The organism is Paenibacillus sp. GP183, from assembly GCF_900104695.1.
In the GTDB taxonomy this organism is placed as follows: domain Bacteria; phylum Bacillota; class Bacilli; order Paenibacillales; family NBRC-103111; genus Paenibacillus_AI.
In genome coordinates this window covers 2,885,836-2,900,029 of record NZ_FNSW01000001.1, presented here as the reverse complement: position 1 = coordinate 2,900,029, position 14,194 = coordinate 2,885,836, and the positions used below count along the sequence as shown (strand labels likewise).

At 43.4% G+C, this 14,194-nt stretch carries 13 protein-coding genes; 8 read left to right on the top strand and 5 right to left on the bottom strand.

The features are described 5' to 3' along the window. Nucleotides 1–101: 101 nt before the first annotated feature. On the top strand, nucleotides 102–1,352 hold the full coding sequence (locus BLV33_RS14235; protein ID WP_090792674.1) for a magnesium transporter: 1,251 nt from the start codon (nucleotides 102–104) through the stop codon (nucleotides 1,350–1,352). A 14-nt stretch (nucleotides 1,353–1,366) separates the two neighbouring features. Then, entirely contained in the window at nucleotides 1,367–2,620 is a 1,254-nt protein-coding gene (locus BLV33_RS14230) for an Nramp family divalent metal transporter (RefSeq protein ID WP_090792671.1), read from the top strand. Between the two features lie 226 nt (nucleotides 2,621–2,846). Here BLV33_RS14230 and BLV33_RS14225 read toward each other — a convergent pair whose 3' ends face one another. Together BLV33_RS14225 and ytaF are read right to left on the bottom strand one after the other, a co-directional pair. Further along, entirely contained in the window at nucleotides 2,847–3,653 is an 807-nt protein-coding gene (locus tag BLV33_RS14225; RefSeq protein ID WP_290439076.1) for a divalent metal cation transporter, read from the bottom strand. A gap of 83 nt (nucleotides 3,654–3,736) precedes the next feature. Further along, nucleotides 3,737–4,351, bottom strand: a complete 615-nt coding sequence (ytaF, locus tag BLV33_RS14220; protein WP_090792663.1) for a sporulation membrane protein YtaF — start codon at nucleotides 4,349–4,351, stop codon at nucleotides 3,737–3,739. Between the two features lie 134 nt (nucleotides 4,352–4,485). Between ytaF and BLV33_RS14215 the strand changes: the two genes are divergently transcribed. After that, nucleotides 4,486–5,136 carry a DUF1232 domain-containing protein gene (locus BLV33_RS14215; RefSeq protein ID WP_090792661.1) on the top strand — a complete coding sequence of 217 codons (651 nt, stop codon included), beginning with the start codon at nucleotides 4,486–4,488 and terminating at the stop codon, nucleotides 5,134–5,136. A 1,039-nt stretch (nucleotides 5,137–6,175) separates the two neighbouring features. Next, nucleotides 6,176–6,484, top strand: coding sequence for a reverse transcriptase family protein (locus BLV33_RS14205; RefSeq protein ID WP_090792657.1), 309 nt, complete (start codon nucleotides 6,176–6,178; stop codon nucleotides 6,482–6,484). 11 nt (nucleotides 6,485–6,495) lie between these two features. Here the strand turns inward: BLV33_RS14205 and BLV33_RS14200 are convergent, their stop codons facing one another. The 3 genes from BLV33_RS14200 to BLV33_RS30770 all read right to left on the bottom strand — a co-directional run bounded on the left by BLV33_RS14200 (nucleotide 6,496) and on the right by BLV33_RS30770 (nucleotide 9,349). Further along, nucleotides 6,496–8,553 carry a recombinase family protein gene (locus tag BLV33_RS14200; protein ID WP_090792654.1) on the bottom strand — a complete coding sequence of 686 codons (2,058 nt, stop codon included), beginning with the start codon at nucleotides 8,551–8,553 and terminating at the stop codon, nucleotides 6,496–6,498. 150 nt (nucleotides 8,554–8,703) lie between these two features. Further along, nucleotides 8,704–9,054 (bottom strand): DUF6788 family protein, encoded by a 351-nt coding sequence (locus BLV33_RS14195; protein ID WP_090792651.1) that lies wholly within the window; start codon nucleotides 9,052–9,054, stop codon nucleotides 8,704–8,706. Nucleotides 9,055–9,103: 49 nt separating this feature from the next. Then, nucleotides 9,104–9,349, bottom strand: coding sequence for a DUF5372 family protein (locus tag BLV33_RS30770; protein WP_366414855.1), 246 nt, complete (start codon nucleotides 9,347–9,349; stop codon nucleotides 9,104–9,106). Nucleotides 9,350–9,372: 23 nt separating this feature from the next. Here BLV33_RS30770 and ltrA point away from each other — a divergent pair, with 23 nt between their 5' ends. The 4 genes from ltrA to BLV33_RS14175 all read left to right on the top strand — a co-directional run bounded on the left by ltrA (nucleotide 9,373) and on the right by BLV33_RS14175 (nucleotide 13,953). Then, nucleotides 9,373–10,302 carry a group II intron reverse transcriptase/maturase gene (gene ltrA, locus BLV33_RS14190; RefSeq protein WP_090792649.1) on the top strand — a complete coding sequence of 310 codons (930 nt, stop codon included), beginning with the start codon at nucleotides 9,373–9,375 and terminating at the stop codon, nucleotides 10,300–10,302. A 360-nt stretch (nucleotides 10,303–10,662) separates the two neighbouring features. Then, the gene (locus BLV33_RS14185) at nucleotides 10,663–11,451 is read left to right on the top strand and encodes an S-layer homology domain-containing protein (RefSeq protein WP_090792647.1); all 789 of its coding nucleotides are present in this window, start codon (nucleotides 10,663–10,665) and stop codon (nucleotides 11,449–11,451) included. Between the two features lie 434 nt (nucleotides 11,452–11,885). After that, complete coding sequence (locus BLV33_RS14180) at nucleotides 11,886–12,620, top strand: TrkA C-terminal domain-containing protein (RefSeq protein ID WP_090792645.1); 735 nt, start codon at nucleotides 11,886–11,888, stop codon at nucleotides 12,618–12,620. 103 nt (nucleotides 12,621–12,723) lie between these two features. Further along, nucleotides 12,724–13,953: an IS701 family transposase gene (locus tag BLV33_RS14175; RefSeq protein WP_090792643.1), complete on the top strand. Its 1,230-nt coding sequence runs from the start codon at nucleotides 12,724–12,726 to the stop codon at nucleotides 13,951–13,953. Nucleotides 13,954–14,194: the final 241 nt, after the last annotated feature.

Below are 14,194 nucleotides of genomic sequence, written 5' to 3'. Positions count from 1 at the left end.
TCCGGAAGGATGTATACATGAGAGTTGAATGATAATGCGCGTTTGGCTCTGATATATACATCTTTCCGGGAAAAAATATTCATAATGGGGAGGATAATACTATGGCTGTCGTACAGACCTTTTATTTGAGTCGGATTCTTGGGAACAAAATTTGGTCAGATCCACAACATGTAGTTGGAAAGTTGTTGGATTTAATCGTTGACTTGACGTCTGTTCGTCCGCAAGTCATTGCGGTAAAAGTGAGGGTTGCAAATAAGATTCGGGTCGTTGATTTCTCATCTTTTACCATTTCAAAGGTTAACAAACAGTACTACATTGAGTGCAGGGAACTAAAGGAGATGGACATCTCGGCAGAAAATACCTTGTTCCTTGTTAAGCATGTACTCGATAAACAAATCGTCGACATGTTTGGAAGGAAGGTGGTTAGGGTTAATGATCTTCGATTAGCCATTCTTTCCAACGGAGTTTATACGGTTGCGGTAGATGTTGGTTTTGAAGGTTTGCTGCGAAGACTTGGTGTTGCTAAACCCTTGAAAAATGTAATGAAACCACTGGGAATTAACATACCAAGCCGCTTATTGCTTTGGGATGAAGTAGAAACCATTGATTTTTCCCATCGAGGAATTAAGCTCTCCAAGTCGTACACTAAGCTATCTACGCTTCATGCCTCGGATCTTGCCGACATTATTGAGGATTTGGACAGATCCACACAACTCGCTGTCTTCTCATCATTAGACGTCGAGAAAGCGGCCGACGTGCTTGAGGAATTGGAAACAGAAGCCCAGGTCAATGTCATTGAAAGTCTTACTACTGAAAAAGCAGCCAACATGCTTGAAAAATTACCGACCGACGAAGTTGCAGATATACTCGATGAAATGGATGAAGATCACGCCAATGAGATCTTAAATCAAATGGAAAGCGAAATATCGGAGGAAGTTCGAGAATTAATGGATTACCCTGATAAATCAGTCGGTAGTCTGATGACCACAGAATTCATTTCGTTTAATGAAAACATCACAGTAAATGAGGCCATTCAAGAATTAAGAAGGTTAAAACCGGAATCAGAATCCATTTATTATATTTACATTGTCAATGATGGGGAAAAACTCATCGCCCATCTTTCTCTTCGAGACTTAATCATTGCGGAACCGGGGATTCCATTACATGAGATTATGGACCGCAACGTCGTTTATGTTTCTGACAATGAGCGGATCGATACTCTTAATGAGATTATTTCCAAGTATAATTTGCTTGCTGTACCCGTTGTCGATGACAACTTGGTCCTTTTGGGGATGGTTCCCATTAATGACGTGGTTTATAACTTGCTCAAATCAAGAAGAAAAAGGGCTTAGTAAGGAGGCTAACTATGACCGCTAACGTTGCAAAAAAACAAAATCTTTGGAAAAGAACGCTCATATTTTTAGCTCTCTTAGGTCCTGGAATTATTACAGGAAGCGTGGATAATGATGCAGGTGGAATTACCACGTACTCGGTGGCTGGAGCTACTTATGGATATAACATGCTATGGACATTAATTCCCGCCTTTATCGTGCTTCTTATTGTGCAAGAGATGAATGCTCGTATGGGTATTGTGACGGGAAAGGGACTTGCTGACCTTATTAGGGAAAATGCAGGAGTGAAAGTAACTTTCTTCATTTTTCTTGGTTTACTGGTAGCTGATATTAGCAATACCATGACCGAATTTGCAGGGGTTGCAGGTAGTATGCAGGTATTTGGTGTTAGCAAATATATTGCTGTACCCCTTGCAGCCGCGGCTGTTTGGTTACTTGTGGTGAAAGGGACATATCGATTTGCTGAAAAAATCTTTTTAATTTTCAGTGTGGCTTTACTCTCCTATATCGTATCGGCTTTAATGGGGAAACCCCACTGGTCCGAAATAGGAGCAGCTATGATTCATCCTGAAATTAAGCTGAGTTTTGACTATGTTTCAACGGTAATCGGTATGATCGGGACAACGATTGCTCCCTGGATGCAGTTTTATATGCAATCGGCGGTAATTGAAAAGGGACTCAAGATTGAGCATTATAAATACACAATACTCGATGTAATTGTCGGGTGCGTAGCCACGATCGTCGTCGCCTTTTTTATTATCGTTGCATGTGGATCGACTCTTTTTGTAAATGGACACGGTACAGAAATAACAGATGCGAAAGATGCTGCTATAGCATTAAAACCGTTTGCAGGAGCCCTGGCATCACAAGTATTTGCCTTTGGTCTTTTCATTGCCTCTATTTTCGCGGCGACGATATTACCTGTAGCTACTGCATTTTATGTGTGTGAAGCTTTCGGTTTTGAAGCAGGCATTGATAAAAAGTGGCGGGAGGCCCCCCAGTTTTACTGGCTCTATACCGCAATTTTAATTATTTCGGCAGGAATTATTTTAATACCGAATGCGCCACTCATAGCAATCACTTTGTGGTCACAAAGGATTAACGGCATTTTGTTGCCCATTGTGCTGATCTGTATGATGCTGTTGGTCAACAATAAAGAAGTGATGGGTAAATATACAAATAAATCTTGGAACAATATCATTGGATGGGTAACCATAGTCCTTCTCGTAGCGTTATCCTTAGTTTTGGTTGTATTATCCATGTTTTAAACAACAAAGCCCCTTCGGTATTAAAAAGAAGGGGCGTATCAAGCTTTCTGAAGCAAAAGCAGAGATTTGCTATTGCCCGTGTCTTTCTTAAGAACTCCAACTCTCTCCTAGTGCATTTTCATGGACTTTCAACTTGAGTTGCTACCCTACCATAACTATCGGATTTGCGATCATGTGCAAAAACTCGCTCCGCTCGTGACTTTAGTCGTGGGAGATTCAAAGCTTACTATCCAATTGCAATCTGTACAGCTTTTACAATTAAGAGGAGTACAGCATTGACGAGATAACTACGTAATAAAACCATGCCCATTTTACGTGTTCTGGTCCATTCTGGCTTAGGAAGATCACGAAGTGGTGGCATCCGCCATGACGAGCGATCAAGTGTCGTTACAGTTACTTCTGATTTTTTTCCACGGTGAAGATAAGACGATAATCCGGCACCAAGAAGACCAATTATCAAGATAATAGTCAGAATTAAAGTCAAAAGCTTCACGTTCACTGAAGGGAATAGGGTTGTTGCAGAAAGAATAAACGATAGCATAACCAATACACCGACAATAATACTGCTCACCATATTTAGCCACATTTTGTTAACCCAAGGGCCAAGAACAACCTTGTCATTGCACAAAAGAAGAAGAAAAACGGTAGCACTAGGAAGCAGCACGCCAGCAAGAGCTTGGACCGCCATTGTAATAAGACCCAGTGGTACATTTGGAATGAGTACAATTCCTCCAGCAATCAAAACGAGGAGGGTATAGCTGGTGTAAAATCCACGAGCATCCTTCCATTTTCGGTGTAACGAATGTTTTATCCCAAACACATCACCAAAGGCATACGAGGTTGAGAGTGTTACAGCGTCCGCACCGATTAGTGAAGCATTCAAGAGTATGATTGCAAAGAAGGCACCCGAAAGCGAACCAACTTTTTTAGCTAAACCCGCCGCGACCGAACCAGCATTATCAAACACTCCGGCAAGTTCCGTACCGTTAAAAGCAAAGGCGGTAGTGATAATCAAAGCTGCTGCACCAAGGATAACGACGAACGCATGGATGTCTTCACATATGTCCCCCTAATGGATGTTATTACGTTATGTGCTGTTATCTAAGTGGAGAGGAATTAGCTTAATACTTGATGCAAACCCACAAGAATAAGAAGAACTCCAGAAACAGCATTCGCCTGTTTTCCTAACTTATCAGCAGCAAACCTTGCCCCCAAATAAGCACATAAACCAACACAAAAGAAGCTTAACGCTCCAGAAATAAATGAAGTTGCCCAAATATTTAGATGCGTGATCCCGGCATCAAATCCCCCAGCTAAATTATTTATGGATAAAGTGATCCCAAGTATGATGGATTCAATGAAACCTACTGACTTTGAACCATCCATATCGGCCTCCTCAGGATTTCGTAAAATTCGGGATAGAAGGTTACGATTAGTTGGTTGTTGTTTTGATTTTTTATCAAGCAATGGTTGAATTAATACCCAAACCCCGATGGTAACCAGTACAACCATGCCAATGAGATTGCAGATAAAGGGTGGTAGCCAGAGAGAAATCCAATCTCCCAAAAGTCCCCCTACAAGTGCAAGCAGAAACCCCATCATTGCAATGACGGTATTGGCCATAAATGGAACCCTAATTTTCTTTACTCCATATGCAATGCCAACCCCAGCATTATCGAGATTCGCTGCAATACCGATCGCAATCATAGCCATTAGGATTCCTAGATCCATGCTATTCATCACTCCTCAACAATATTTATTAACATTATATTGAGATGTTGAGGAAAAGTGCTTATCCCTTACATATACTGTTGATAGAACTTCAACAAGTCATCTATTTAAACAAATGAAGGGATTGAACTGGCATGTCTGAGGAAAAAAGTGACCTAACCCTTGGTTTACTGATAAAGTCATTGTTAGAGAAACATTCTCTGTCAATGCGTAAACTTAGCACGCTCACAGGAATCGATACAGCAACAATCTCACGAATTGTAAATGGGAAGCAGCAAGCAAAGCTTAATCACTTAAAACAATTTGCTTGCCATTTTAACATTCCGATAGAGAAGTTGATTGAAGCAGCCGGTTTTGAAGTTGGAAGACACCGAGAAGAAATTCATTTAGATATTCATTATTCAGTCGATACCATTCAAGAAGTCCTTGGTAATTTATTCGATCAACAGTTTACTACAGCCCGTGTTGAACAGGAATTAGATAAGTATGAGCAATACGCGCAAACTAAGGAAGGTCATCAGATCATTTATCAGGATTTTAAAACAAAAGTTGAGCAAGTAAGTGGTGCTGGTCCATTTATTGAACAGCTGAAACACATGCATACTGAATATTGCAATGATACTACTACAACCGCCAAACGTGTCGTGCTCGGAAGTGCACTGTTATATTTCATTTTATCTGCAGACATTATTCCTGATTACGTTTTCCCAATTGGCTATTTAGATGATGCCATGGCTGTTCAGATTGTATTAAACCGACTTTCAAAAATCAACAATACTGGATGATAATAAGCGGGGGTGACTGTCGGATTGCGAGGCAATTACCTTCGGGGTGAGACATCTGAACAAGTTTGAAGAAGTGAAGCGGCATTATTTGTAATCAAAATGAAATAAGCCGTTGACACTGCGTTAATGAACCAAGCCTATAAAATATATAAAAATATCCACAGTCTTGTTGCTGTGGATCTCTTGTGCGCCTCACAGTCGCACAATCTAAGTGGTTCAAATCCACTCGGTAACTTTACCCTTTAAAGTGCCGTAGCCGAAGATGAGGTCCTACTCTACAAGGAGAAGGACTGGCAGGGTGTCCCTCGCGAGGGGGAATCTGAAGGGCCTGTAGGCAAAGTCCAGCCCGGAATGCGGTGAACCAGAGGTGGCGGCGATGTTGGGTGACCCACCAAGAGATTGGGGAAACCTATGCGAATGTGCATACCTTGCAGGAAAACAAACAAAGGGATATGACCTGCAAGGCTCATCGACGTGATTAGGGTCAGGATGGATGGAATAGAATGTGCAGATAACTGAGGGAAGTCTCGTAGTCTCCTTGACGCAAACGCGGACAAGGTAGGGGAGGTATAACCTTAAAGGGAAAGCCGAATCGATGGGCTGCGAGATGGCGGATCGTCCCGTAGTAGCGAGTAAGTCCGAGCCGATGAAAGCTGGTAACAGTCTGGAGAATAAAACTCGGATGAGTATGCGCACGAGGAAAAAAAAAACTCAGTCGCATAACCTGCTTCCACTTCAAAAGAGGGAAGACAGAGGCAAAGGGGACGTGCTTCGTCAAAGTCTGTGAGTTTGCGTGAGTGGGAGATCGTAAGTGCCTTAAACCAATGAGGGTAGCTCCAAGTGGGTGAGTCCCGCCAATGGCGAAAGAACGCCAACGGATAGAGGGCTACTGGCGACCTGAGTACACGGTGAACAAATAGGAGCGATTGACAAAGAGTCTAAAACGCATTTGTCGTGCCGTGGAACAAGCAAGGAATCGATCATCTGTAGCGAGAACAAGACCGGCTTGGTGAGTAGCGGTAAAGGTGGTGAAACACCAATGAAACCGAAACGACGATATTACTCCCTGATCGATAAAGTGTACCAAATGGATAATCTGTACGAAGCATGGCTATCTGTAAAGAAGAATCAAGGAAGCGGCGGAATCGATGGCGTAAGTATCGCCATGTTTGAGAAAAACGTGAGCATGAACCTAAGGGAACTCCAAAGGTTACTGCAACAAGGGCGGTATAAACCCGACCCTGTGAAACGACATTTCATCGAGAAGGAAAATGGGAAGTTAAGGCCTTTAGGGATACCGAAGGTAAGTTCATACTGCACGCCTCCCAATTTGGTTTTGGACTTTTGAGCAGAACAACGTTATTTTTGCTGTTTCAAAGGGGCTAGATGCCCGGAATCTTGTATGCGTTGTCGCAGTTCGAGTTCTATTTGCTCATCCAGGGGAATATCCCAAGGCAATCCCGGCCCTAGCTTTTGGCCCTTCAACATCCCATGCTCAAGCCAATAATAGACCACATGGGTAGATACCTCTAAGCGCTGCGCCACCTCCTTCACCGTGAAGCCTTGCCGTGGCAGTGAAAAGGCAGGTATTTTGTTCAAATAGCGTATCCACTTGATGGAGGGGACTGTGAAAATTCTGCCTTCTGGTGTGCGTACGCCCAATTCATTGAAATAGATGACCATTTGCTGGTCAGTCATCGTTAAGGCGAGCTTACGAACCTGTTCTGTCTGTTCGGATGTATGTTTTCTCGCAGTTCCCTTTGGCAGCGCTTTGCGGGTATGCATCTCTTCACAGCATTGGTTTCGCCATCTAAGACCTAGTCTAACATCCGGATTCCTTGCTTCAGCAAATACGGTAACATCTTCAATGAGCAACCGCAAAATTCGTTTGCGGTCCTTACATGTAGTCGTGGCTGAACCCCAAACGCGGGGCAGTGTATGGGCCAAGTTCAGAATTTCTGCCCTGTCTTGTTCAGTTGGCCGCCAACTTAATCGAGAGCGATATTGCGCATATTCTTGTTCAGTTCGAGCCATCTCCGCTAGTTTCTCATTCCACTTCGCCTCTAAGCTTCTTGCAACCAGTCGATTTTCTGGCTCTACTTGCTGGTATTGACGCTCCGCGCGATCGACTTCATATTTTGTGCGTTCCAAAAGGAGTTTCCACCCTTTGTCTGCATCATCCTCTTTGTTGACTAGCTTGTCCATGACCTGCAGCGCGAGCTCCAACTGGGTGGGCTGCATGATCGCTAAAAGCCGATCACTAATAGCACGATCAATACTTGGTGTAGGTACTGTAGTACAAGTTGCTCGGCGGTCATGTTCCCATCTACCCTTACATTCATAGACAGGTGAGATGCCCCCGTTGCCTGTATAGCGTACGCTCATGCGCCGTCCACATTTGCCGCATAGAACAAGACCTTGTAACAAAGCCGCTCCTTCCCGTGCTGGACCGCTTCGCTCAAGATTCGTGCGATTGTTTAACAAAACTTGAAGGTTGTGCTCATAGACTTCCCAAGTGATATAGCCGGGATGATGATCTCGAATAAGCACCTCCCACTGTTCTTGGGGAAGACGTACGATATGATGGATAAAATGGCCTTGTTCATTGACGCGTTTCTGGTCGCGATAGCGACCATATACATACGCGCCTGCATAAACAGGATTGTACAAGATGCCAAGAACCCTACCATGGGTCAATGTTCCCCATATGAGTTTTCCTGCCCAGGCTCCGCCATAAGCACGCTTAGGAAACCGCAACCTGTTTTGGGTGAAATATTGAACGACGCCATAAGCGCTGCCGCTCGTCTCAAAAGCACGAAAAACATTACGAACAGCAGTCTGAACCTCGTCGTCAGGATCCATGACGGTTTGCCCATCCGAATCGTGGCAAAAACCAACAGGCAACGGAAACCGTAACTCTCCCTTACGTGCTTTGTTTTTCTTCCCGCCGAGCATACGGGCGCGAAGGAAGTGAAGCTCGGCTTCACTCATCGTGCCTTTAAACCCCAGAATGAGCCTGTCGTTAAAGTCGCTGAGATCATAGATGCCATCCTCATCCACTACAATAGTGTTGAATAAAGCGCATAGTTCGAGAAGGCGAAGGAGGTCCGCTGAGGAGCGAGCCAACCTGGAGATCTCCAGACCAAAGATCGCGCCAACTTGGCCAAGAGACACTTGGGCGACCAAGCTCTGGAATCCTTGGCGCAGGGAACGACCCGATCCGGAGATCCCCAGATCCTCGTCGATCAATTGGATTTGCTCCTGGTTCCAACCGAGGTGCTGGGCTTTCTCCTGCAGGGCATACTGACGCTCCGTGCTCTCCCGATTGAAGCGAACTTGGGCTAGCGACGATTGGCGTATGTACACTATGGCCTTCCGATTCAGGTGCTCCGCACGGACTTTCATGGGCAGTAACATGGTCTTCCTCCTCCTTGTGAATCGCGGCTAGACAAGCGTGAAACAACCCAGCGAAAAGGGTGACGAGTTCATCCACTTTCCGCGGATCATTTCCGACCAACTCAGCTAATACAGAACTGGACATAAAGAGTCCTCCTAGGTTGGCACCGTCTAACTCTTCTCTCGACGCCGAAGAAGTTCCAAGTTCAATTCTGTTAATTCGGAGAGAAGGGTCTGGGTACTCTCGAAATTTTCTAAGCCCTTACGAATCCAAGTTTCCCAAGCTGCTGGGACATAATCCATGCGTGTACGCCCCTGATAGAAAGAGGAGAGATACAGGCTTTTGTGGCCTGTTCCGGTCACACAGTGACAATTGGGCTTGCCGCATTTGATAAAACGTGTAATTAAGGAGCCGCGAATGATGTGATCCATGGAGGAAAGTGACAGAAGGATGAGTGTTTTGCGTTCTAGCAACGCAGAAGTTGGAATAGCTTTTCGTTTGATCTTATCACTATTATTCATAATAAGATTTTACCTCCTTCATCAAAGAACTGTCAACAGGATTCGCCATTCATTTGGGAGATTCCTCTAGGGTGTGCAAGAGCTGAGCCAATTCCTTTAGTGTCAGCAGATCGAAGAACAGATTAGGGGGAGGAAGAGTGGATTGGACGTGATGGTTTGTCCACGTTTCAGGGACGCAAACGACACCGGCATCTGTTTGTAAAGAGTACCGGCGTAGTCCATTCACTTCTCTGATGCTAAGAAGGGCGAAGCTTTGTCCTTGCAGTGGATGAAACCGATGGCTGATCGTGATCATTCCTAAATGCGAGTTGACTAAATGTGCATTTTGCTTTAACCGTTCCCACAATCCGAGATCGCGTATGTCAGCAAGCGGTACGCCAAATCATTGAACCGATCTTCGAACAGGATTTTTATTATTATAGCTTTGGCTTTCGTGCAGGATACTCGGCGCACCAAGCAGTGAATACGATTCGACGCGCGAAACGCGGCGGATACGAATATGCGGTTGACCTGGACATCATGTCTTTCTTCGATGAAATTCCACACGAATTACTGATGGAGAAAGTGCATGAGAGAATCACTGACGGAAAAGTGCTGACGCTCATTCGCGGATGGCTGACGGCGGGATTCATGGAAGATGGCCAGTTCCATGAAACGGAAATCGGGTCACCGCAGGGCGGTAATTTGTCGCCATTGCTTGCGAATTTGTACTTGAACCATTTCGACTGGGGAATGAAGAAGAAAGGTTTTGCTGTGGTAAGGTATGCAGACGATGCCGTCATTCTTTGCAAAACAAAGGAGCAAGCAGAAGAAGCGTACCTAGCGGCAAAGACCATTCTGGAAAAGGAACTACAGCTTCGAATGCACCCTGAGAAAACAAAAGTGGTGCATTTCGATGAAGGCTTTCGTTTCCTAGGATTCGACTTCCGGAAAGACTATCTGATGGTACCTGACACGAAAGTGAAGAAGTACAAGGATAAAATCCGGGAAGTCACCCGCAGACAACAAGCGAATAACCTTGGCGAAATGCTCAAGAAACTAAATGAAATCGCACGGGGTTTTGGTAACTATTTCGGCATAGGGAATGTAAAGAAAAAGTTTCAACGTTTGGATGAATGGACGCGTATGAGGGTTCGAGCCTTCTTGCGTCAAAAGAAATCTACGGTTTCTAATTCGCTGATACCTAACAAAGTATTGGAATCGGCAGGAATGGTATTTCTAACAAGCTTACTCACCACACGTTCCTAATTCAGGAGTGAAATGTGCAATCCGGTGACGGATGAAGAGAACTCACTCCTGAAGATGGGGAACTGACGAAGGAAAGCCGTGTGCGGGAAACCCGCATGCACGGTTTGACGGGGAGTCCGAGGGAGTAATCCCTCGTCTTACCCTACTCTGTCTGCAGATATATTCATAAAATATTGGTATTTTATACATATGTCTGAACAAATAGCCTAATACAATACCAAAGATTTATGTCAGAATTATGTCAAATAGGTCTTAAAAAAATAAAAATTTCATACCATCGAACTACCCCCAAATATCAATCTAGTTCTTCCGAATTAGTAGGAGTAAGAACAAAAAAACCAGAAAAAGGATGATGAAACTATGAAAAAAACGTTGGCAATTTTATCCGTGTTCTCGATGCTGTATCTCTCCGCTGTACCGGCATTCGCTGCAGTAAACAATGGTAACATCAACATCAAGGGAAACCATGACATGATCCAAATCAATAACAACACTGAGGTAAACAACTACAACATTATCTTGGACGACATCGGGGGACACTGGGCTGAAAAATACATAAATCATCTCGTGGGCAAAGGTATCCTCCAAGGGGACGAAAACCATCACTTCAATCCGAACCAGCACGTAACACGCGAACAATTCGCCGCGATGGTGGCAAGAATGTTTTATTTGAAAAACACGTCCAGCGCGCAAGATTTTGTCGACGTACCGCAAAAACGTTGGTCGTTCAATGTAGTTGAAGCAACTAAAGATTATTTCGACGCTTACAAAGATCTGAACGGCGGTTATGACTTCCTTCCTGCTGAAGGGGCAAAAAGACAAGATGTGACGGTTACTCTCGTCAAAGTGATCATGAAATTGAATACGTCCATACAACTGATGGATGCAAATTCTGCAGATCAACTGCTTCAAAGTAAGTTCAAGGATGTAAGCGATATTGCTGTCGTACTTCGTCCTTATGTAGCTACGGCTGTTCAAAACAATCTGATCCAAGGGGACGAGCAAGGCCGATTCAATCCAGATCGTACACTTACCCGTGCAGAGGCAGCAACGCTACTGGATCGTTTGTCCGATCTCAATATCGTTGTTGGGGTTCCTTCTGGCTCAACGACGGTCACTGGAAGCACTTATGGCAGTACTTCAAAATAGGGATTGAGCTAGCATGTAACACCACTGTAAATGGAAAACACATAGATATAACAAATAAGACTGTAGATCCTCCGGGGATTACGGTCTTATTTGTTTATTTCATATTCGTAGTAGCCGTAGCAACATTCTCGTAAAAAATAGTTTTTTGTAGGCATGTAACTTGATAAGCACAACGATAACTAGGACATTGTGTAAATTGCAGACATTCTGTCGAGATTACTTTGAAGAAAAATAATTACATATCGCTAAAAACGCTGACGTTTTATTAGCTTGAAATTGATCACGTCACTAGACTTGCTACCATGGAAGAGCTGGGGTACAAGGGCGTTCGGAAGCAAAGAGGGATAAGAAAGAGCATAAATAATTTCAGAAAAGGTTTATCTTTAACCTTGGAGTGGTAATATCCATAAATAAGAGCGAAGGGAGAGGAAAACATGGGTTTCCTTTTTATCTTAATATATTGCATTTTCATTTTTTTTGTTTTGGAACTTTCAATCACAATATTGAAGATTACTGGGTTAGATCACAAAGTTGCGAGGTTTCAAGTTGTTTCTATGCTTACCTCCACCGGATTTACCACAAAAGAATCAGAGCTTATTTTAAGGCATCCAATTCGTCGAAAGATTGCAGTTTTCCTCATTTTATTTGGGGTTTTCTCTTTAGCGGTATTTATTTCTACCATCAGTAATATTTTGGCGAAAAGTTTTGAAATTCCTCAGATGATTGGCATTACAACTTTTTTCGGACTTATGTTACTTATATTCAAAAACAAAACCATAAACCTCAAAATGACCAAAAGATTTCATGAGGATCTGGAAAGGGAATTTGAACTTCATGAATTACCCATCAATGAAATTCTCTTTATTAAAGACACGGATTTTTTTACTGGCGTGAATATTTTTAATGACTCTAGATTTGCCAATAAGAAAGCAAAAGAAATTTTTCTACCTAATGAAGATATTATCTTACTCTTTATTCAAAGAGGAGTTGAGAAAATTAGGCATGAACGCCTACAACTAATTATACAAGAAGGGGATATTTTATTTGTCTATGGAAACAGAATGACGATTGAAAATAAGTTTAATTACGAGATAGAAAAAATGAAAACATTACTTGAGTGTTGCAAAAATCTTGTTGTCGACAAATCCCATTTAAAGGCAGGATTTTAGAAGCTTCGTCGAATGATTAAATGGAAGGAGGACATCTGACCTTAAAGAAGAAATTGTTGGTTACGACGCCACAATTTCCAGAAAAAGGAGATGTCCCACTACCATGGTATCCCTCTACTTGCCTATCGTCAAGTTCATTTTAGCTCTCAAATTGGAGTTTTCTAAACCCCAACGGAATCACTTGTTTACGCTCGTTCATGGCATCATTCTTTGTGCCGGACGCAAGAACATTACGCAGATCCGAAACGCTGCAAGACAAGATTGTCACCTGAGCAGCGTCACCCACTTTCTGAATCATGCACCTTGGTGCGTCAATCGCATGCAGCGCAGGCGTATGCAATTCGTCATAGAGAAAATCCGGGCAAAGCGCTTGAAGAATGGTGATGCAAGGCGTCTTGTATTCTTCATCGTGGATGACACTTGCTGTAAGAAGGAAACCTCGACGAAGAAAATGGAGGCTCTCAGCTTTCAATACTCACACGAATCTGGAAAGTCAGTCTGGTGTCATTGCGTTGTCACTTCTCACGTGGTAAGCGAGGGCAATTCCTATGCCTGGGATTTCCGCCCTTATTACCGTGAAGAGTATTGCGATGAACATCGCCTGTCATTCAAAAGTAAGAACGATCTTGCCCTTGAAATGATCGAAGCATTCCCAGCTACACAGGATGAGCAGGTTTACGTTCTCATGGACAGCTGGTATACCAGTGAAAAGGTTATTAATGCCTGCAATCGCAAGGGATTTCATGTCATCGCCGCTGTAAAGACGAACCGGCTTATCTGCGTCAGCGGTGTAACAATTTCTATGGCTGATTTCGCTGCCCAGTACCTTCGCAAGTCTGACCTACGCTCCGTTACGGTGGAAAGTCAGGGAACGTACTGGATTTATGAATATGAAGGTCCGTTAAGCGAAATGGAAAATGTCAAAGCATTGCTGTCTTGGAAAGATGAATACGCCGATTCGAGCAAACCTCAGGTTTGTCTTCTGTGCACGGATTTAAGCTTGGATCTCGTTACGATCCAACGCTATTATCACGTGCGCTGGAATATCGAAACCGGCTATCGCTATTTCAAAGAACTGCTAGGTTTTGACCAATATCAGTTGCTCTCATTTGAAGGCATTCAGCGATTTTGGGCGATCCAGTTTCTGACGCAGAACTTTTTAGAATCACAGCGACAGGACTGGATGAAGAACGACATTCATCTCACGCTTGGAGATGTGGTGTATCGAATTCGACAAGAGTTTTTCGGGCAGATCATCGTTTATGTGTATCAGCAAGCCCTGGAGAAGAAACCGTTATTCGACATCCTTAAGCATCTCAAGATACCTGCCTGAACTGCTGTTACCTGACTCCTGCTATAGGTCTGCTCATTTTCGTTCTTTGAGAGCGAATTCGCAACATTAAAGAACATTAGTTATTGTTGAGCAGAATGCGGTTACGCCTGAAGTAACTTTATAAATGGTTAACTCGTCTACAATGGCGCTGGCTAGTCGTGTCAAAATAGGTGATATTGAAAAAACGGCAGTTCAAAGGAAATTGATTTAATATGTGAAAATAAGAATATTACAGTTTATT

Bases quoted from the DNA above. Each gene is read 5' to 3' on its own strand.
- BLV33_RS14215 (WP_090792661.1), top strand. From the start codon at position 4,486: ATGTCTGAGGAAAAAAGTGACCTAACCCTTGGTTTACTGATAAAGTCA.
- BLV33_RS14180 (WP_090792645.1), top strand. From the start codon at position 11,886: ATGGGTTTCCTTTTTATCTTAATATATTGCATTTTCATTTTTTTTGTT.
- BLV33_RS14200 (WP_090792654.1), bottom strand. From the start codon at position 8,553: ATGTTACTGCCCATGAAAGTCCGTGCGGAGCACCTGAATCGGAAGGCC.
- BLV33_RS14185 (WP_090792647.1), top strand. From the start codon at position 10,663: ATGAAAAAAACGTTGGCAATTTTATCCGTGTTCTCGATGCTGTATCTC.
- BLV33_RS30770 (WP_366414855.1), bottom strand. From the start codon at position 9,349: ATGATCACGATCAGCCATCGGTTTCATCCACTGCAAGGACAAAGCTTC.
- BLV33_RS14195 (WP_090792651.1), bottom strand. From the start codon at position 9,054: ATGAATAATAGTGATAAGATCAAACGAAAAGCTATTCCAACTTCTGCG.
- BLV33_RS14205 (WP_090792657.1), top strand. From the start codon at position 6,176: ATGAAACCGAAACGACGATATTACTCCCTGATCGATAAAGTGTACCAA.
- BLV33_RS14235 (WP_090792674.1), top strand. From the start codon at position 102: ATGGCTGTCGTACAGACCTTTTATTTGAGTCGGATTCTTGGGAACAAA.
- ytaF (WP_090792663.1), bottom strand. From the start codon at position 4,351: ATGGATCTAGGAATCCTAATGGCTATGATTGCGATCGGTATTGCAGCG.
- BLV33_RS14230 (WP_090792671.1), top strand. From the start codon at position 1,367: ATGACCGCTAACGTTGCAAAAAAACAAAATCTTTGGAAAAGAACGCTC.
- BLV33_RS14175 (WP_090792643.1), top strand. From the start codon at position 12,724: ATGGTATCCCTCTACTTGCCTATCGTCAAGTTCATTTTAGCTCTCAAA.